Annotated in this window: 19 protein-coding genes; 13 read left to right on the top strand and 6 right to left on the bottom strand. The window is 38.7% G+C overall.

Going from position 1 to position 20784, the window contains the following annotated elements; genetic code table 11:
- Positions 1-98: 98 nt before the first annotated feature.
- The 3 genes from hslO to umoB all read right to left on the bottom strand — a co-directional run bounded on the left by hslO (position 99) and on the right by umoB (position 3605).
- Complete coding sequence (gene hslO / locus JEP40_RS13350; RefSeq protein WP_198623926.1) at positions 99-983, bottom strand: Hsp33 family molecular chaperone HslO; 885 nt, start codon at positions 981-983, stop codon at positions 99-101.
- 26 nt (positions 984-1009) lie between these two features.
- Positions 1010-1423, bottom strand: coding sequence for a ribosome-associated heat shock protein Hsp15 (hslR, locus tag JEP40_RS13345; RefSeq protein WP_198623925.1), 414 nt, complete (start codon positions 1421-1423; stop codon positions 1010-1012).
- A gap of 73 nt (positions 1424-1496) precedes the next feature.
- Positions 1497-3605, bottom strand: a complete 2109-nt coding sequence (umoB, locus tag JEP40_RS13340; RefSeq protein WP_198623924.1) for a flagellar biogenesis regulator UmoB — start codon at positions 3603-3605, stop codon at positions 1497-1499.
- Between the two features lie 353 nt (positions 3606-3958).
- On the opposite strand from umoB, the gene nudE reads away from it, so the two are divergent.
- Positions 3959-4507, top strand: a complete 549-nt coding sequence (gene nudE / locus JEP40_RS13335; RefSeq protein ID WP_198623923.1) for an ADP compounds hydrolase NudE — start codon at positions 3959-3961, stop codon at positions 4505-4507.
- 40 nt (positions 4508-4547) lie between these two features.
- Here nudE and mrcA read toward each other — a convergent pair whose 3' ends face one another.
- Positions 4548-7082, bottom strand: a complete 2535-nt coding sequence (gene mrcA / locus JEP40_RS13330) for a peptidoglycan glycosyltransferase/peptidoglycan DD-transpeptidase MrcA (RefSeq protein WP_198623922.1) — start codon at positions 7080-7082, stop codon at positions 4548-4550.
- Positions 7083-7197: 115 nt separating this feature from the next.
- Here mrcA and JEP40_RS13325 point away from each other — a divergent pair, with 115 nt between their 5' ends.
- The 11 genes from JEP40_RS13325 (at position 7198) to trpS (ending at position 16932) form a co-directional block, all read left to right on the top strand.
- Positions 7198-8022, top strand: coding sequence for a hypothetical protein (locus JEP40_RS13325; RefSeq protein ID WP_198623921.1), 825 nt, complete (start codon positions 7198-7200; stop codon positions 8020-8022).
- Positions 8010-8582: a fimbrial assembly protein gene (locus JEP40_RS13320; RefSeq protein WP_198623920.1), complete on the top strand. Its 573-nt coding sequence runs from the start codon at positions 8010-8012 to the stop codon at positions 8580-8582. The genes JEP40_RS13325 and JEP40_RS13320 overlap by 13 nt, the downstream gene beginning before the upstream one ends.
- Positions 8579-9109, top strand: a complete 531-nt coding sequence (locus JEP40_RS13315) for a hypothetical protein (protein WP_198623919.1) — start codon at positions 8579-8581, stop codon at positions 9107-9109. Before JEP40_RS13320 ends, JEP40_RS13315 begins: the two co-directional genes overlap by 4 nt.
- Complete coding sequence (gene pilQ, locus JEP40_RS13310) at positions 9106-10212, top strand: type IV pilus secretin PilQ (protein ID WP_198623918.1); 1107 nt, start codon at positions 9106-9108, stop codon at positions 10210-10212. Before JEP40_RS13315 ends, pilQ begins: the two co-directional genes overlap by 4 nt.
- 580 nt (positions 10213-10792) lie before the next feature.
- Positions 10793-11314 carry a shikimate kinase AroK gene (aroK, locus tag JEP40_RS13305; RefSeq protein ID WP_036914409.1) on the top strand — a complete coding sequence of 174 codons (522 nt, stop codon included), beginning with the start codon at positions 10793-10795 and terminating at the stop codon, positions 11312-11314.
- Between the two features lie 54 nt (positions 11315-11368).
- Positions 11369-12463, top strand: coding sequence for a 3-dehydroquinate synthase (gene aroB, locus JEP40_RS13300; protein ID WP_198623917.1), 1095 nt, complete (start codon positions 11369-11371; stop codon positions 12461-12463).
- 170 nt (positions 12464-12633) lie between these two features.
- Positions 12634-13578, top strand: coding sequence for an SPOR domain-containing protein (locus JEP40_RS13295; RefSeq protein WP_198623916.1), 945 nt, complete (start codon positions 12634-12636; stop codon positions 13576-13578).
- Between the two features lie 82 nt (positions 13579-13660).
- Positions 13661-14476 carry an adenine-specific DNA-methyltransferase gene (dam, locus tag JEP40_RS13290; RefSeq protein WP_109409937.1) on the top strand — a complete coding sequence of 272 codons (816 nt, stop codon included), beginning with the start codon at positions 13661-13663 and terminating at the stop codon, positions 14474-14476.
- Between the two features lie 44 nt (positions 14477-14520).
- Complete coding sequence (gene rpe, locus JEP40_RS13285) at positions 14521-15192, top strand: ribulose-phosphate 3-epimerase (protein WP_198623915.1); 672 nt, start codon at positions 14521-14523, stop codon at positions 15190-15192.
- The gene (locus tag JEP40_RS13280; RefSeq protein WP_198623914.1) at positions 15192-15896 is read left to right on the top strand and encodes a phosphoglycolate phosphatase; all 705 of its coding nucleotides are present in this window, start codon (positions 15192-15194) and stop codon (positions 15894-15896) included. The genes rpe and JEP40_RS13280 overlap by 1 nt, the downstream gene beginning before the upstream one ends.
- Before the next feature lie 7 nt (positions 15897-15903).
- A complete protein-coding gene (gene trpS / locus JEP40_RS13275; RefSeq protein ID WP_198623913.1) occupies positions 15904-16932 on the top strand; it encodes a tryptophan--tRNA ligase in 1029 nt (342 codons plus the stop codon).
- Between the two features lie 104 nt (positions 16933-17036).
- Here the strand turns inward: trpS and yiiM are convergent, their stop codons facing one another.
- Together yiiM and sodA are read right to left on the bottom strand one after the other, a co-directional pair.
- Positions 17037-17711: a 6-hydroxyaminopurine reductase gene (yiiM, locus tag JEP40_RS13270; protein WP_198623912.1), complete on the bottom strand. Its 675-nt coding sequence runs from the start codon at positions 17709-17711 to the stop codon at positions 17037-17039.
- Between the two features lie 108 nt (positions 17712-17819).
- Entirely contained in the window at positions 17820-18443 is a 624-nt protein-coding gene (sodA, locus tag JEP40_RS13265) for a superoxide dismutase [Mn] (RefSeq protein ID WP_198623911.1), read from the bottom strand.
- Positions 18444-18815: 372 nt separating this feature from the next.
- Here sodA and acs point away from each other — a divergent pair, with 372 nt between their 5' ends.
- Positions 18816-20774 (top strand): acetate--CoA ligase, encoded by a 1959-nt coding sequence (gene acs, locus JEP40_RS13260; protein WP_198623910.1) that lies wholly within the window; start codon positions 18816-18818, stop codon positions 20772-20774.
- Positions 20775-20784: the final 10 nt, after the last annotated feature.

Here is a 20784-nt window from a genome sequence, read left to right as displayed (position 1 = left end):
TGAGAACGAGAGCTAATGCACAAAACTACAGAAAAATTGTTGAATAAAAAAGGACGTAAAATAACGTCCTTTTGTTAAAATCATCTTGCTAAATCGAATCAGTGCAATTCAGAGTTATCTAACTTATTGATATTGCTAACATCACTCTCTGTGAAGATGTAATGAGTTCCACAATACTCACATTCCATATCGATATTACCCTGTTCTTGCAACAGGTGGTTCACATCTTCTTTAGACAATGTTACTAATGTATTTTCACAGCGTTCACGCGAACAAGTGCAATGAAATTCAACAGCTTGAGGCTCATAAAGAGTAACATCTTCTTCGTGATATAAACGATGTAAGATCTCTTTAGTATCCAGCGTAAATAACTCTTCAGCTTTAATAGTGTGAGTTAATTGTGTAAGTAATTCAAAATGTTCCGCCGTATGTTCTGCCGTGAACTCTTCTGATGCTGGTAATACTTGTAATAACATCCCCGCGGCCGCAGTCTTACCCGCTTGCATACCACTACGAATAAATACACGAGTCGGTAACTGTTCTGATTGCTTAAAATAGTTATCAATACAAGCTTCAATAGTTTCACCATCAAGAGCAACAATACCTTGATAACGCTCACCCTTCTCTGGTGTTACTGTGATGACCATAAAACCATTCCCGATCATCTCTTTTAATGTACTTCCAGCCTTAACATCATCACCCACACGCGCAACGCCGCGCATTTGTTGATTGTTATTACCATTGATAACAACCAATCGTACTGGGCCATCGCCTTGTATTTGAACAGTAATATCTCCTTCAAATTTAAGCGTTGCTGTTAACAAACTCGTTGCCACCAGCAAATCACCCAGAAGACATTGAACTGGCTCAGGATAATGGTGATTTTCAAGCATTGATTGATAGGTTTCAGTCACATTGACCAATTCACCACGTACCGCGTTTTTTTCAAATAAAAAACGTGATAAAGAGTCTTTTTTAGACATAACGTTCTCTCATTTCAGGGAATCGATTAATCCGATTCTTGTAAATTTGTCTGTTTGAAGCGAAGTAAGGTACGTCTTTCCTTTTTATCCGGGCGACGTTCAGGATGAGGCATTGTTAACGCATTCATTTTTCTCGCTAGAGCAATTTTTTCTCTTTTAGCAATACTCTCTGGTGTTTCACAATAGAGTGCCTGCGCTTGTGTAGCACCTTGTCGCTGTGCACTCACCATTAGAATGGTTACTGTCCGTTCATCATTACCTTGTCGCAGACGTATTTCTGCGCCTTCTTCAACGATTTTACTTGGCTTGCCTCTCACACCATTGTAATGGACTTTACCACCTTCAATCATCGTGCGAGCAATGGCACGCGTTTTATAAAAACGAGCAGCCCAAAGCCATTTATCTAAGCGGACACCACTTTCTTGTGATGGTTGACTCATCCCTTTCTCCTTAAACTTCAACTTCTTTCATGAAGGCGATAGTGAAAACACATAGCCTTCCACAACAAGGGACTTACTGAGGAGGGCGATAAAAACAGTGCTCATAATAGAGACTGATTTTATTCATGCGTTGGTTGTTTTGTCGCCGACGCCGGATGATAAGAAATAGGTTCAATACTAAGAACCCGATAGCAAGAAACAATAATAACGTATTACCGATGTAATATAACATTGTCATTGAATCAGGTAGGCTATGTAAAAATATCTGTAACGTACCATTAGCATCAATAACCATGCCTGTTATTACGCCACCTGTATCAAAAGGTGTATGTAATAAAATATCGGATAAACGCTGTAACTCCCGCCACTGTTCTAACGGCGTGGGTTCAAACACTGAGTTTGAATTTGACGCGTAATCAACGAGCTGTTTTCTTTCATCACTAATTAATAGCACACCACCTGGTGGCGGACTATTTAGCAGTATTGCGGCTTTATCTATTTCTCGGTAGATGAAAGAAGATGTGGTGGTGTCGATAAGCTTTTCCAAGGCCTCAGCACTTACTGCACGTAATAAAACATTGGTGCCAGTTAGTTTACCACTCTCAGCACGTTGAACTAATGCAGTCCAGTCATTGACGTTACTCAAATTAACTAACGCCATTTTCAAGCGGATACATTCATTCTCTCGTGGACATAAATCCTGTGTTTTCAACACAATACCATCGAAGTTATCTAAAAGATTCATCCCTGATTTAGTAATTGCTTGACCTAAGCTGGGGTTAACTCGGTTATTAGAAACGGGATGAAGTTGCTCTTCAACCATATGTAATAAAGCAGCTGCTTTTTCGATTGTGCTCGACTCAGGCATCGGCATTGGATTGCTGTTGTTCCAGTAAATACCCGAACAATCAAAAGGTGCAAAAATGGTTTTATTATTCTTACTTGATAGATTAGGTGGCATATAACACATACCAACCCCTTTCGCCTGAATAATATCCCCAACATGCAAATCCGTTGTTTCCAATTCAGTAAAATTGGTCACTAAATGAGGTTCTGTATCTTTAAACCATGAAAAACTGAGTTTCATTGAAAGAGAAAGTGGCTGATAAAGATACAACATGCCAATAATAAATAAGCTCCAAAAAACGAAAATAATATTTTTAATATACCGTTTATAAGGATAATTTTTTTCTTCATCATGTAATGAAAGATAACTTCCTTGCTTTATAACATGATGACTAGGATACATTTCTAAATAGGTAACTTTATCAATATCACCTTGAATATAAGGTTCCCAATGAGGTGGATAAATAAGATCAATTCCCCCTAAAGAAACATTTTTTACCTGCCCATGATCAAAATTACCGAAAAGCCCCCAGCGTTTTAAACGTCCTTTAAAACAATGGACTTCTTGCTTACGCGGCTTAATCAAAGGATTGTGAATAAGGAAAATTCCAATGACAAGAAATACGCTTCCTATCGCTAAGATCCAAGGAAGGAAAACCTGAGGCATCATTAAGGCCGTTAACCATAATGTAAGCCCTATACAAACAAAAGAACCATCCCAAAAACCAGATGAGTTATGTAATCGGTATTCTTCGTTAGTCTCTTCTCTAATTTGCAGTAGGTGAGCAGCATCACCTTCATTCTTTTGGATCGTGGAAGAACCATTTGCCAAGATAGGTTCAGAAAGTTGCTTTAAACTGAGTGCGGAAAAATGGATTTTTTCATCTTTTAAGAAATGCCCATTAACACCAACTACGATGGGGATAGATGGCGTACACACAACATCGAGGACATTTTCTTGTTGAAGATAAGGTACAAGCAACGGGGGAATATGAATTTCTACAGCATCAATATAGTAACGCCAATGATTTAATCCTTCCGATGAACCAGCAAAACGGTTAACGATATTTCTTAATGTCGTAACGACTTCACCTTTAATTGGCATTTCGGGGAAGTTTTGTAATGAATATCCAGAAGAAAAATCAGACGTACCAAAATAAGATAAATAATCACTAATAAGCCCATAGTCATCTGAAGTGAGCTTACGATAAGTTGGTTTGGCAAGAGAGGGGAGATGATGTGAGTCATCAAGCCGCCTTCTTTTAAAGAATAGAAAGGCGGCCATTATAAATAGGCTTATCATCAAGATAGCCAATATAATGACTGATAATCTCATTTTTTCCCCATGCTTATACTGATGCTGCGTGGTAACAATACCAAATTTAAAACCCTGCCTAACATAAGGCAATTCCTATTCTTTTGTTCTATTTTTTATTTAAATACAATAGATTATATTTTTATCGGCGCGTTATAATTTATTTATCTTATCAATTTTATATCCACTAACAACGCTATCTTCAGGTAAAATAGCGGATCAATAAATAATAATATTCTCAAAAAATCAATAAATAACTAGGTTTAGTAGCGGAGTGTACTCAATTTTCACTTAAAAGCTAAATCTAATTGTTAGATTTATTTTGTCATTAATGTGTTAAATTCAGGTTAATCTCTATTCTGCCAGGGGCTGTTATGAAAGAACTTAAAAAACCCAACATATTAAACATTGATAACATCGCCCGTTCTCGATTATTTCAGATCCAATCCGTTAATCTGGAGTTCAGTAACGGGGAAAAACGTATTTATGAACGCATGAAACCAGCGAATCGTGAAGCTGTTATGATTGTTCCGATCATTGATGACAACCTTATCCTTATTCGTGAATACGCTGTCGGTATCGAAAATTATGACTTTGGTTTTCCTAAAGGAGCCATTGATCCCGGCGAAAATGCCCTACAAGCCGCAAACCGCGAACTCAAAGAAGAAATTGGTTATGGTGCCCACTCTTTAATAGAAATAGCAAAGCTTTCTATGGCACCTTCTTATTTTTCCAGCAAAATGAATATCGTCATTGCGCATGATCTTTACCCAGAGCAACTGGAAGGCGATGAACCTGAACCACTAATTCAAGTACGTTGGCCTATCGCAAAAATGATGGACTTACTAGATCATCCTGATTTTACTGAAGCACGTAGTGTCAGCGCCCTCTTCCTCGCACAGCGTTATTTACAAAATAAATAGATAAAAAAACCGGATTTTTACATCCGGTTTTTTCGACTAATTAGAATAATTCGTTAGATTCGCCATTATCCTCAAAAATCTGTGTTCCCACTTCACTTTTTGCTCTTTCAGTTGGTTGTGTACCTTCAATGAAATACTCTTTCATCGAGGGACCATCACCTGCGAGTTTGCCCGTTCTTCTATCTATTTGAACAGCGACAACACCTTTTGGTGCTGGCATCATATTCACAGGCACGCCATCAAGTGCGACTTTCATAAAGTCATTCCAAATAGGTTGCGCTGTTTTAGCACCCGCTTCACCACCACTAGCCGCAGTACGTCCTAAGCTTCGGCTACTGTCATCAAAACCAATCCAAGCAGTAGCAACAATATTCGCACCATAACCCGAGAACCATGCATCTTTAGAGCTGTTGGTTGTTCCTGTTTTACCACCAATATCTTGGCGTTTTAGATCACGAACAGCCCGCCAACCTGTACCAGACCATCCCGGCTCACCCACAAGGTTTGTTCTTAATGCATCATGCATTAAATAAGCCAGTGGTGTACTGATAACGTGTGGTGCATAAGGGCTTTCTTTAACAGTTTCAGCTAACGGAGCTTGTTCCAATTCAATTTCAGGAGCTGCATCCACAGGCTGTGATTTATTAGACTGAGCAACGTTTTCCATATAGTCATCAGATAGAGCGATAGAACGCATGGTATCACCGTAAATAACGGGTATATCCGTACAGTCTGGGCACGCTACTTTTGGTTCTGCAGTAAACAGCACTTCACCTTCTGCATTTTCAATACGTTGGATATAGTAAGGTTCAATTAAATATCCGCCATTCGCCATAACAGCAAAACCGCGTACCATTTGCATTGGGGTGAATGATGGCGAGCCTAATGCTAAGGATTCTGTTCTGTCTATATTTTGGTTAGGAAAACCAAAACGTAAGAGATAGTCTGCGGCATAATCCACACCCATTGCACGCATTGCACGAACCATTACCACGTTTTTAGATTGACCTAATCCCTGACGTAAACGAATAGGGCCAGCGTAAGTTGGCGGTGAGTTTTTAGGTCGCCAATCTGTACCAGCACCCGCATCCCAACGACTAATAGGTAAGTCATTTAGTAACGTAGATAGAGTTAAACCTTTATCTAATGCTGCAGCATACAAGAAAGGTTTAATATTCGAACCCACTTGACGTAATGATTGAGAAACACGATTAAATTTACTGATTTCAAAATCAAAGCCTCCGACAAGGGCAATAATTCCGCCATTTAGAGGATTTAATGCAACAAATGCCGCATTAACACCCGGAAGCTGGGCTAATACCCAATTATTATCATTATTTTGACGAACCCAAATTTGCTCACCAACATTAACGACTGCATCAACTTTTGTTGGTGTTGCTCCTTGAGCGGTATCTGAAATAAACTTACGAGCCCAACGAACGGCCTTTAAATCTAAGGTTATATTATCGCCATTTTTTAAAACCACTTTCGCTTCTTTAGCATCTGCAGATAACACAACCGCCGGAATCAATGGTCCATAAGTTTGTATTTCTTTTAATTTTTTACTGATCGCATCATTATCCCAAGGCGTTTGCCCTTCACGCCAAAGGACTTCTTGAGCACCGCGATAACCATGGCGCATATCATAATCAATCACATTGTCACGTAAGGCTTTTTCTGCAGCTAACTGATCTTTACGAATAACCGTTGTGTAAATTTTATAACCATCCGTATAAGCATTTTCACCATAGCGCTCATACATCTCCATTCTCACCATTTCAGTGAGATATGGGGCTGAGAAATCAATTTGGGGAGCATGATATTTCGCCACAATAGGCTCTGCTCGGGCACTTTCATATTGTGCCCGAGTGATGTAATTCTCTTCATACATACGCAGTAAAACAACATTACGGCGTTTTAAGGCTCGATCGTAAGAATAGAGTGGATTTAGTGTAGAAGGCGCTTTAGGCAAACCTGCAATGACGGCCATTTCATTAAGGCTAAGATCATGCACACTTTTACCAAAGTAAACATAAGCTGCGGCACCCACACCATAAGCACGGTTACCCAGATAAATTTTATTTAGATACAGCGCTAAAATTTCATCTTTAGTTAACTCTTTTTCAATGCGAATAGCCAAAAAGGCTTCTTTGATTTTTCGCATTAATTTTTTCTCAGGCGTTAAAAAGAAATTTCGTGCTAACTGTTGCGTAATGGTACTTGCACCTTGAGAAGCTTGTCCTGACGTTAATGCGACAACTACCGCACGCGAGATCCCAATGGGGTCGATACCGTGATGCTCACGAAAACGGGTATCTTCTGTTGCGATAAAAGCATTAATTAATTGAGGAGGCATTTCCTCTAGCGTTAGCGGTAAACGACGTTTTTCGCCATATTGCGCAATTAATTCTCCGTCTGCACTCAAAACCTGCATAGGGGTTTGTAAACGAACATCTTTTAATGTCGCGACATCGGGTAACTGAGGCTCAACATACTTATACATACCGTATATCGAGGCTGCTCCCAAAATTATGCAAGCAAAAACGAAGATGAAAAAATATTTTAAGAACTTCACCTTAAATTTCCCATGTAGTGTGGATTGGGTAGTTTATAAACAAACAGTGCGTAGTATAAAGGTAACGCCTCTTTGAAAATAGGCAATTACTCATCAATAGATATGGATATCATTTATGGAAACACACAATTACCAGATTGGTATTGAAATTAACACTCATCATATTAATGCTGTTTTGGTATTTCAGCAGAATAAACAATGGAAGATCAGCGCATTTTGGCAATTCCCTTTACCTCTCAATGACGATTCAGATGATACGAAATTAAGAAATATCTTAATAAACTGGCGCAAGGATCTCCCTTTTATTAACAATATTACTCTCTCGTTACCCGATATTTATGAAAGTTATCAAACAATCCCACTGCCACCGCTTATTTCCCTTACATCGGCAGCATGTTATCGGTTAGCACAGTTACGAGCCACATCTTACACACAAAATACAAAAAACCCCGTTAATTTTGACTATCGGCAAAATAACGGCAAACTCGCTATTCATTTGTGTCATAAAATCGCATTAGATAAGTATATAGCTTTATTTTCCCAAATAAACTTAACACTCTCTGCGATTGATTTACCCGCGTGTGCACTACGCTATTTAGCCACTTACCTAAAAATTTCACCTCAAAACAAGCTTATTTACTGTAAAAACAATACGCTATTTTGGGTTTCATCTGATGATGAAATGCCCCACTACGGCACTCTTCCTTATCAAGATCAACAAGAACAACAAACCGCTATTTATCAGCTAATAGAGAAATATCATTGGTCTAAAGAGCAGTGCTATTTTGCTGGCGATAATGCGACAAACTTTAGCCATTTAATGCCTCTCTGGCCTGATTTTTCCCATTATTTATTTCAACCAACCATAAAGGAAAACACACTCTCCCTTATCGCTCTTGGTTTAGCATTACGCCCTTGGGAGTCATCATGTATCAAGTAAATTACCTACCTTGGCGCCACAATTTATTTAGAAAAAAAATCGTAATATGGACTTATCAAACGTTAGTTCTTATCACTATCACGCTGATAATTTGCGGTTATTACACCTATCATTTAGTCCAAAAACGAGATACCACCACAGCATTACACACTCAAATAAAGCAACAAGAAAAAAATTTGCTAGAGCAACTCAACATTTATCAACAACAGAAAGAACAAACCTACTTATGCTATCAGCGCTATTCGCTCTATTATCAAAATTGGTTACGTTATTTACATTACATACGTTTTTTTCAGGCTATTGAAGCTTATCTCCCCGCTACTGTATGGGTAAGTCATTATTCTGATACTGATAATCGCCACTCTTTGGCTCTTATTTTACCCAAAACACAATCGCTTTCTTTTATAACCCATTTTAAACATCACCCCATTCTTGCAGCCCTATCATTAGATTATTTACAACAAAGTAAAATCTATCCGTCTTATACCGAAGTTCATTTAACGGGAAAATGGGAAATCGACGAACCGTGGAATAAAAAAGATATCGAGGAAGTACCATGAAGATAAATATGCAATGGTTACAATTTGTGGTTTCTCTCGCAATCTGGCAAATAACATTACTGAGCTTAACAATACCTTTTATTATTTTTCTACTTTATTACGTCGTTATTTATACCAATTATCAGCAAGAAATAATTCAACAACAAATGGAAATAACCCAAAGACTCACACGTATTCATCATTATCAAAAGACGTCAGAAACAACACCATCCCTTGAATCACTTATTGCACAACAAGCTGAATATCATATTCCATTAAATAGCCCATCCCCCCCTGAGCAACTACAACACATACTTATTACTTATCATTTCACCCCTGAAACTTGGGAAAGTTCACCTAATTCGTTATATAAGCTCACTTTTACTTTGTCTTATGCCCGCTTGTTAACTTTACTAGAACACCTTAATCAAACAGGATTGTTACTTATCTCGCTCAATATTATTCCAACAAAAACAGAGTTACTTTCAGTTCAAATCACACTGACGGCACTAAAAGAACTCTCATTAGAACAAGGTGGCATATCATGAAAATATTGTTTTTCTTTATGATGTTATGTATGACAACTTGTGTTTTGGCTCATTTGAGAGATCCGTTCTTCCCTGACGTTCCTGATGCCATTAATCATGAAAAGACACCACCAACATTCGCTGAAGAACCATGGGCAGACACACAACAAACTGAACAATTACACCATCAACTTTATCCGTTAAATTATGCTGATGCAGATACATTAGCGATGCAACTTAGCACTTATGCGATCCCACTATTGAGTAAACAAGGCCGAGTCATTGCTGATAGTGACTCTAATAGCCTTTCAATTGTCGATAATAACAAAGCACTTTCTGAAATCGCAGATTGGCTAAAATTAAAAGATACACCACAACAACAAGTTCATATCACGGCGCATATTGTCAGTAGCAGTCAAGAAGCGTTAAATGAATTAGGTACACAGTGGGGCTTACAAGCATTAAAAACTACAAACACTGAAGCAATATCGACAATACCTAATACTATACCTAGTGCCCCTAACACTGCTTTATCAATACCATCACTGTCTGCATTATCACTTCATCAAAATACCAAAAACCCACTTCACTATATTGCCTTTAATATTGCCAGGATTAATGGTCGCCTACTAGAACTTGAGTTAAGTGCATTAGAACAAGAAAAGCAGCTATCAATTATTGCAAGCCCAAGACTAACAGCGGCTCATGAGAAAACCGCCTCAATAAAACAAGGAACGGAAATTCCCTATGTCAGCCGAGATAATGAAAGTACTCGTGTTCAATTTAAGGAGGCCGTATTAGGGATGGAAGTCACGCCGATTATTCAGAGAAATAAAAAAATAAGGTTAATACTTAAAATCAGTCAGAACACACCTGGTATTGCCCTCGTTCAAGGAGGAAGTGAACACCTTTCTATCGATAAGCAAGAGATCAGTACAGAAGTCACAATTAATGATGGAGAAACCATTATGTTAGGAGGAATATTTCAAAAAAAGCAGCAAGAGCATACAGCAAAGATCCCTTTATTATCATCTATCCCATTATTAGGGGTACTTTTTAGCCATAAAAGAGATCAACATAGTCGCCATGAATTGGTTATTTTTATTACACCCAAATTAATCTAACTTTTTATTCAAAAAATTTTTTTATTATAAAATACAATAAATTATCAATTTTTTACTAGGATTAAACTGAGAGTTATTCATTGTTTTTTCTTATAATCAGTATTTATAGATTTGACGATGAGGACGATTTAGCTTACAAGGGTTAGCTAATTTGAGTGGACCTGAAACATCACAATGATAATACGGATACATTTTATGCACTTCCTCTATTCTTTGAGGTAGGGCTTTTTATATGTAATATTGATCGCTTGATGACGAAAAAGACAATATTATCAGATGCGGTTTTCCGACTAAATTGTGTTAGAATCTTCGCGTTGCCAACAAAGATGATTACTTTTTTTAGTAGTTTTTGTTATGTACTGTAGGCAAAGGGATTTTTATCCTATGTTGTTGTTTGCAACAGCATGTGGTTATTTTATAGCGATCTACTGAAAGAACTCAGTCTTATTATGAGAGTAGATAACAATTGTTATCAGGTGTGAATTAGATAAACACTCATAAATTTCAGTTTAGGTCCCGTCGCTGAATGAATTTGGCGGGGCGGGTTATCATTAACGAATATCTTAGTAATACCAAAAACATGGCAGAGAAACGTAATATCTTTCTGGTTGGGCCTATGGGTGCCGGCAAAAGCACTATTGGTCGTCAGTTAGCTCAACAACTTAGTATGGAGTTTTATGATTCCGATCAGGAAATTGAGCGGCGTACAGGTGCGGATGTAGGTTGGGTATTTGATGTAGAAGGCGAAGAAGGCTTCCGTCAACGAGAAGAGAAAATAATCAACGAACTCACTGAAAAGCAAGGTATTGTACTCGCTACAGGTGGCGGTTCGGTGAAATCGCGAGAAACCCGTAACAGACTATCTGCACGTGGTGTGGTTGTTTATTTAGAAACAAACATTGAAAAGCAACTCGCTCGTACCCAACGTGATAAAAAACGTCCTTTATTGCAAGGTGTTGAGCCTGTGCGTGATGTCCTAGAGACATTAGCTGAAGAACGTAATCCTCTTTATGAAGAGATTGCTGACATCACAATTCATACTGATGATCAGAGTGCAAAAATTGTAGCCAATCAAATAATTGAATTATTAGAACAAAACTAATAAATTCAGCTATTTATAAGGTTAAGTAAAGACAATAAGAAAAAGGCCACTGTTATGGAAAAAATCACTGTCACATTAGGTGAAAGAAGCTATCCCATTACCATTGCTTCTGGCCTTTTTCATCAGCCTGATACCTTTTTACCATTAAAATCAGGGCAGCAAGTTATGATAGTTACAAATGTAACGCTTGCTCCACTCTATTTAGAGAAGGTAACAAACACCTTAAAAAAACAAGGTGTTTTGGTTGATAGTGTGATTTTACCTGATGGCGAACAATATAAATCGCTTGAAATCATGAACGATGTCTTTACTGCATTATTAGAAAAAAATCACAATCGAGATACGACACTTATCGCATTAGGCGGAGGTGTTATTGGTGATCTAACCGGTTTTGCGGCAGCAAGTTACCAACGTGGTGTTCGCTTTATCCAAGTTCCAACTACGTTGTTATCACAAGTTGATTCATCCGTTGGCGGAAAAACAGCTGTTAATCACCCTCTTGGCAAGAATATGATTGGTGCTTTTTACCAACCCACTTCTGTCATTATTGATCTCGATTGCCTTGCCACATTACCACCTCGTGAACTTTCATCTGGTTTAGCTGAAGTTATTAAATATGGCATCATTTTAGATAAAGACTTCTTTATCTGGCTTGAAAATAATATTGATAAACTTTTGGCACTTGACCCTAAGGCTATGGCTTTTTGTATCCGTCGTTGCTGTGAGCTAAAAGCTGACGTTGTCGCTGCAGATGAAAAAGAAACCAGTGGCTTACGTGCATTGCTCAATCTAGGCCATACTTATGGGCACGCTATTGAAGCTCATATGGGATATGGTGTTTGGTTGCATGGTGAAGCAGTTGCAGCAGGTATGGTAATGGCGGCAAGAACCTCTCAAGCACTCGGTCAATTTACTGAAGAAGAAACACAACGTGTTATTCAACTACTTGAGAAAGCAAATCTTCCCGTCAATGGCCCTGTAGAAATGGCACCTGATGACTATTTACCTCACATGATGAGAGATAAAAAAGTATCTGGTGGCAAATTACACCTTGTTTTACCAAAAGGCATCGGTCAATCCGAATTACGTGCGGATATTTCTCGCGAACAAGTCCACAAAGCGATAACATCTTGCATTAATGCAAATTAAGCTCCCCATTACCTGACTAGAAGCAAACCAGAATGCCTACTTAAGGATAATTCTGGTTAATATTGTCAAATGCAACGTTTCAGAAAAAGCGTTTCATCCTTATACTATGAGGTAATGGCTAAGGCTGAATAGAATATTTTTCGCTTTTTGACGCTCTGACGGAGGGCATAATGGACGAGTTCAAACCTGATAATGAAACCAAGAGTGATAATTCACTCAAACCTGATACATCGGATAGACCTGAACGTCGAACCAACCGACCTCGTAGCAACCCATTAAAAAATGCACGCTTCTCTGTATCCCGTCAACAGATGATGATTGGTGTAGGTGTCCTAGTGCTTATTCTGTTAATTATTGCAATCAGCTCTGCATTAAAATCACCAGAAACAACTGAACCTACGTCATCAACAGGAACAGAAAGAAATATCGATCTGTCTCAACAACCGTCATCCGTTACGCCTACAGAAAGTGGTCAGTCATCAACACCTCAAGCTATTTCTGGGCAAGAAATTCAATCTGTGACCCCCCCTTCACAAAATTTACCACCGATGATTGATTCACAAGGTCAACGTGTTGAGATCCCTGGTGATATTGTTGATTCTTTAAATCAACAACAAGCAGGTATAAACCAAGCAACTAGTCAGCAACAGCAATTAAATTCACAACAACCAAAACCAGTACAACCAGCTGCACAACCGCAAGCAACCAAGCCGGTGCAATCTGTACAAAAACCTGCAGAAGTAAAAACACCGCCAACAAAGCCAGTAACACCACCACCAGCAACAACACAGCCTAAACCAGCGACTAAACCGGTTGTTTCAGGTTCATTATCTGCTGGCAATTTAAGTTCTATTCCAGCTTCAAATTACACATTGCAATTAAGTGGTGCGAGTCGCCAAGATACTTTAGAAGCTTTCGCTAAAAAGAACCTCAATGGAAACTACGCTATCTATAAAACTCAGCGTAATGGCAACCCATGGTATGTACTCATCTATGGTAACTATCGTAATATAAGCGAAGCTAAACAGGCTGTTTCTTCATTACCTGCACCGGTACAAGCGAAACAACCTTGGGTTAGACCGATGAAACATGTTCATCAGGATCTAAAAAAATAATTAAGACGAGGTTCACCGCTGATATGCTGTCTGAAACAGAGTACAATCGGCGACTCTGAAACGATTGAGAAATTTGGACGGCATGAAAAAAAAACGCGCATTCCTAAAATGGGCTGGTGGTAAGTATCCTTTGGTGGATGACATTAAACGTCATCTGCCTGAGGGTAACTGTTTAATTGAACCTTTTATGGGTGCTGGTTCTGTTTTTTTAAATACAGAATACGATTCATATATTCTTGCCGACATAAATAGTGATCTAATTCATCTCTATAATACGGTAAAGCGACATCCTGAAAAATTTATGAAGGATGCTCGCTTATTATTTACCCCTCAAATGAATATCGCAGAGGAATTTTATCAACTACGACAAGAGTTTAATCGCTCAACAGATCCTTATCAGCGTAGTGTCTTATTTCTCTATCTTAACCGTCATTGCTACAATGGTTTATGCCGTTATAATTCAAAGGGTGAATATAACGTCCCTTTTGGCCGTTACAAAAAGCCTTATTTCCCTGAAACAGAGTTAATTTGGTTTTCTGAAAAGGCGCAAAAAGCTGAATTTGTTTGCCAAAGCTATTCATCAACCATGACCAATGCAGAAAAAGGTGCCGTCATTTATTGTGATCCGCCTTATGCGCCATTATCACCCACTGCAAATTTCACGTCATACCATACAAATAGCTTTAGTTTTCAAGAGCAGGAACATCTGGCTCAACTTGCCTCAATGCTGGCTTACGAGAGACAGATACCCGTGTTAATATCAAATCATGAGACTGCGTTAACAAAAGAGTGGTATGTAGACGCAAAAGAGCTACACAGTGTGAAAGTCAGAAGAACAATCAGTAGCAACACACTCGGTCGTAGCAAAGTAAACGAATTACTTGCCTTATATAAATAATCGTTAACAACTCCCGACAATGGGAGTGTTGTCAGGAGAATGCGATGAAAGATTTTCTGATTGCCCCTTCTATTTTATCCGCTGATTTTGCGCGTCTTGGTGAAGATACTGAAAAAGTACTTACTGCGGGTGCTGACGTTGTCCACTTTGATGTCATGGATAACCATTATGTTCCAAACCTGACGTTTGGCGCACCGATATGTAAAGCCTTACGTAACTATGGAATTACTGCCCCCATTGATGTTCACTTAATGGTAAAGCCGGTTGATCGCATCATCCCTGATTTTGCAGAAGCAGGTGCAACTTATATTTCATTTCATGCAGAAGCCAGTGACCACGTTGACCGTACCATCCAATTAATCAAAGATTGTGGTTGTAAAGCAGGCTTAGTACTTAATCCAGCAACCCCATTAAACTATCTCGACTATGTTATGGATAAATTAGATCTTATCCTGCTGATGTCTGTTAACCCAGGCTTTGGTGGTCAATCATTTATACCTAACACTCTCGATAAATTACGCCAAGTTCGTAAGATGATTGATGATGGTGGTTATGACATTCGTTTAGAAATTGATGGCGGTGTCAAAGTCGATAATATTGCTGAAATTGCCCAAGCAGGTGCGGATATGTTTGTTGCTGGCTCTGCTATTTTCAATCAGCCTGACTATAAGCATGTTATCGACAATATGCGCCGTGAATTAGAAAAGGTATCGTAATGACAGATAAAAAACTCAAAGGTATCCGTGCTATCGCCTTTGATCTCGATGGCACTCTCACCGACAGCGCTGTAGGGCTTACAGAAGCAACAGATTACGCATTAAAAGCAAAAGGCTTTCCTCCTGCTGGAAAACATAATGTTACCATTTGGGTGGGTAATGGCGTTGATATGCTACTTACACGTGCTTTGCATAATGCTGGCGTTGAGGATGTCACAGAAACTTTATTAAAAGAAATGCGTGATCTTTTTGATGAACATTATGCAACTTCCGTCAAAACAGGCAGTGATTTATTCCCACACGTTAAAGAAACGCTTGAAGTATTAGCTTCACATAATATTCCATTAGGCATCGTCACCAATAAACCATCACCATTTATAGCTCCACTATTACAGCAATTGGAAATTGATAAATATTTCTCTTTGGTGCTAGGAGGAGACGATGTTATAGAAAAAAAACCGCACCCAGCACCATTGTATTTAACAATGGGTACATTTGGTGTTAAAAAGGAAGAACTCCTTTTTGTTGGGGATTCTCGCAACGATATTATTGCAGCACAAGAGGCACAATGCCCTTGCGTAGGTTTAACCTATGGCTATAACTACGGCGTATCTATCGCAGATAGCAAACCTGATTATACACTTGATAATTTTGCTGATTTGCTCTCAATCCTCGACATCACGCCAATGACAACTGTGGAATAGAACTAACATGACGACTTCAGTAGAAAAAACGGCAAAAAAACCAATTGTATTCAGTGGTGCACAACCTTCTGGTGAGTTAACTATCGGAAACTATATGGGTGCATTACGTCAATGGGTACAAATGCAAGATGATTATGACTGCATTTACTGTATCGTTGACCAACACGCCATTACAGTTCGTCAAGATCCAAAAGAATTAAGAAAAAGAACGCTAGATACGCTAGCGCTCTATCTTGCTTGCGGTATTGATCCAGAAAAAAGTACCATTTTTGTTCAGTCACATGTTCCACAACATGCTCAATTAAGCTGGGCTTTGAATTGCTACACCTATTTTGGTGAATTGAGCCGTATGACTCAATTTAAAGATAAATCAGCACGTCATGCTGAAAACATTAATGCTGGATTATTTGATTATCCTGTATTGATGGCAGCAGATATTCTTATTTATCAAACAAATCAAGTTCCTGTTGGTATTGACCAAAAACAACATCTTGAATTAAGTCGTGATATAGCTCAGCGTTTTAACGCTATTTATGGCGATATATTCACTGTACCAGATCCTTTTATTCCAAAAGGTGGTGCTCGTGTTATGGCATTACAAGATCCAACTAAAAAAATGTCTAAGTCTGATGATAACCGTAATAACGTTATCGCATTGCTTGAAGATCCAAAAGCGGCGGCTAAAAAAATTAAGCGTGCAATGACTGATTCAGAAGAGCCACCTCGTGTTATTTACGATCTTGAAAATAAAGCGGGTGTATCTAACTTACTGGATATTTTAGCAGGTGTAACAGGTAAAACGATCCCTGAATTGGAAGCTGAATTTGAAGGCCAAATGTACGGTCATTTAAAAGGTGCTGTCGCAGATGCGGTCTCCGAAATGCTAACCAACATTCAAGAACGATTTAACACATTCCGTAATGATGACGTTCTACTTAATAAAATCATGAAAGAAGGTGCGGATAAAGCTAAAGCTCGCGCTCAAGCAACCTTAGACAAGGTTTATGACGCAATTGGATTTATTGCTCACCCATAATTTTCTGTTAATACATAAAAAAACACCCCAAAGTTGGTGTCCAACTTTTGGGGTGCAGTTCATTTTAGGGAGGTGTTTTTTTAGTAAAAGAGAAAGTTAACTATTTATTCCTTAAACAACCGTCTATTAAAACTCTCAATGGTTTGATTTTGTAGTCTTAACTGCATAGTCTTGCTCCAACTTGCAGATAATCCTGCGGCGCTTAATAGGCGACGATAAAGTTCTTCATCAAAAGGCATATGAAAAGCAATCGAAATCGCTTCTTTAACAGAGACATCACTGTTTCTTGAAACCAAGACAAGAGGATGATGGCTACCTGTTTCACCCATACTCACAACACGATATAACCAACCACAATAACCACTGTCTTGCATAATTTGCGAAAAGTTACTGACTTCTGTCACTGTATTAAGTTTGTAGCAAGGAGAGCGAGGTTGTGTAACTTGGATAAAAGCAGTTCCCCATTGGTAAATATCACCAATAAAAACGTTCTCTTCAGTCATACCTGTTGTTGAGATATTCTCGCCAAATGCGGGAGCATGAAAAAAATCAGTTAATTGTGGAAATTGCTCAGCCCAATAAAGATAGTGTTCTTTAGGATAGTGACAAAGTGCGCGATCAGGGCCACCGTGAAAGCTCTTTTCTGCTTGCTCATCACCTTCTAATCCCAGCGAAGTGAGTTTGATATGACCATCCACCACTCTCTTCGTGATCGCACTGGTAAATCCATTAGACGTTGTTGTGATATTGCCAATAAAGACACTCGGAAAATAACGCATAGCTCACTACCTAAACAAAAAAGGATAACCTATAGTAAAGATAGTGTTCAAAATAAACAATGCCGACAATTGTCGGCATTAAAAATAGAAAAGAAGTTATCAATTCAATTACGCTTTACTCTGAAAACGTTTTTGCGCTTCATCCCAGTTCACAACTGACCAGAATGCTTTGATATAATCAGGACGACGGTTTTGATATTTCAAATAATAAGCATGTTCCCACACATCTAACCCAACAATTGGATAGCCAGATGCACCGGCTAACTCTTCACCCATTAATGGGCTATCTTGATTGGCTGTAGAAACAACAGCTAACTTACCATCATCTTTTAATACCAGCCATGCCCAGCCAGAACCAAAACGACTAGCAGCTGCTTTTTCAAATAACTCTTTAAAAGCATCAACACTACCAAAATCGCGTTCAATCGCCTCTTTTAGTGAGCCTTGTAATTGAGTTCCTAATTTTAAGCCTTTCCAAAATAAAGAGTGGTTTGAGTGACCTCCTGCATTATTACGTAAGAATGTACGTTGATCAGCAGGTACTTTATGAAGGTTTTTAACTAGCTCATCAATATCTAAGCCAGCAAGTTCAGGTAATTTCTCTAATGCAGTATTGGTATTATTCACATAAGTTTGATGATGCTTTGTATGGTGAATTTCCATTGTACGCTCATCAAAATGAGGTTCTAACGCATCATAGGTATAAGGCAGTGCAGGTAATGTATAGCTCATATTAATCTCCAGTGCTGTTTTATCTTGGATCACATCATGTGATTTATCTTTTCATTTCATTATAGTGAAAAAAACGTTAATGAAAATCATTATCATATCCATATTATTTTTGTGGTTTTTTTATTCAGCACTCGTTCATTAATTTTCACAGTATATTATTTTAATTTAAAAGCCTTTAATTAAACAAAAATTCTATTAAACAAGATAAATATAGATAAATAATTCACACCTTGCTTTCGCACTAATTGAACATTCCATGAAAAGCATTTCCATTAATTCGTGATCTTCTGCGCAAAAAAGAAACAATTTTTATTCCCCCTCTTTTGTTAACGACTTTTTGACATAGTATTAACAATAGTGAGGAGAACTATTATGACAAAAATAAGCCAACATCATATTCCTGCAAGCATTGCAGAACACGCCCTGATCAATAAAGAGCAATACCAAAAAGACTATAAATTATCTATCAAAAACCCGGAGGCCTTTTGGGCAGATAAAGGGAAAATTGTTGACTGGATAAAACCATATACTGTGGTAAAAAACACTTCATTTGACCCAGGCCATGTACGCATTCGCTGGTTTGAAGATGGACAGCTAAACATCAGCCAAAACTGCCTTGATCGCCATCTTAAAAAACGTGGGGATCAAACTGCAATTATTTGGGAAGGTGACTCACCTAATGAGTCGAAAAAAATCACTTACCGACAACTCCACCAAGATGTTTGCCAATTCGCTAATGTATTAAAAAATCTAGGAATTAAAAAAGGCGATGTTGTGGCGATTTATATGCCAATGGTGCCTGAAGCAGCAGTCGCTATGCTTGCTTGTACTCGTATTGGTGCAATCCATTCTGTTATTTTTGGTGGTTTCTCACCAGAAGCTGTTGCTGGTCGTATTATTGATTCGAAAGCCAAATTAGTTATCACTGCTGATGAAGGCTTACGCGCAGGCCGCGCTATCCCTCTAAAGAAAAACGTCGATGATGCATTAAATCACGCCGATATTCCGCCGATTAATCATGTTGTTGTACTTCGCCGAACAGGAAATACAGAACAATGGATTGAAGGTCGTGATATTTGGTGGGATGAAATTATTCAAGGTGTAAGTACTGAGTGTGATGTCGAAGTTATGGATGCAGAAGATCCACTCTTTATTCTGTATACATCAGGTTCAACAGGAAAACCTAAAGGTGTGTTACATACCACCGGAGGCTATCTTGTTTATGCTTCAATGACGTTTAAATACACCTTTGATTATCATGAAGGTGATATTTATTGGTGTACTGCTGACGTTGGTTGGGTAACAGGCCATAGCTACTTACTGTATGGCCCACTTTCAAATGGCGCAACAACAGTCATGTTTGAAGGTGTACCTAATTATCCAGCCGTTAACCGTATGGCTCAAATCGTTGATAAGCACCAAATCAATATTCTGTACACTGCCCCTACCGCAATTCGCGCATTAATGGCTGAAGGCGATAAAGCAATTGAAGGAACTCAACGTGCTTCTCTACGTATCCTAGGCTCTGTAGGTGAACCTATTAATCCAGAAGCTTGGGAATGGTTCTATCAGAAAATGGGGCGTAGCCAATGCCCTATTGTAGATACATGGTGGCAAACAGAAACTGGTGGTTTCATGATAACCCCATTACCTGGTGCCATGGACTTAAAACCAGGTTCTGCAACACGTCCTTTCTTTGGTGTTCAGCCCGCCATTGTCGATAATATGGGAGAAATACAACAAGGTGCTTGTGAGGGTAACTTGGTGATTGTTGATTCTTGGCCAGGTCAAGCAAGAACACTTTTTGGTGATCACGATCGTTTTGAGCAAACGTATTTTTCGACCTTTAAAGGGATGTATTTTTCTGGTGATGGTGCTCGTCGTGATGATGATGGTGACTATTGGATAACAGGACGTGTTGATGATGTCTTGAATATTTCAGGCCACCGATTAGGAACAGCAGAAATAGAATCAGCTCTCGTCGCTCACCCTAAGATTGCTGAAGCTGCAGTAGTCGGTATTCCCCATAATATCAAAGGACAAGCTATTTATGCTTATGTTACGTTAAATCATGGTGAAGAGCCAACTCCTGAGCTTTATACAGAAGTCCGTAACTGGGTACGTAAAGAAATAGGGCCAATTGCAACGCCTGATATTCTTCACTGGACTGATTCTTTACCCAAAACGCGCTCGGGGAAAATTATGCGACGTATCTTGCGTAAAATTGCCTCTGGTGACACAACTAACCTCGGAGATACCTCAACACTCGCCGATCCTGGTGTAGTTGAAAAGTTATTAGAAGAGAAGCAATCACTATCAGTCACCGCTTAATAGCGCTATA

Source organism: Proteus vulgaris, assembly GCF_016239305.1.
GTDB classification, from domain to species: domain Bacteria; phylum Pseudomonadota; class Gammaproteobacteria; order Enterobacterales; family Enterobacteriaceae; genus Proteus; species Proteus vulgaris_C.
This window is presented reverse-complemented; position numbering and strand designations above follow the sequence as displayed.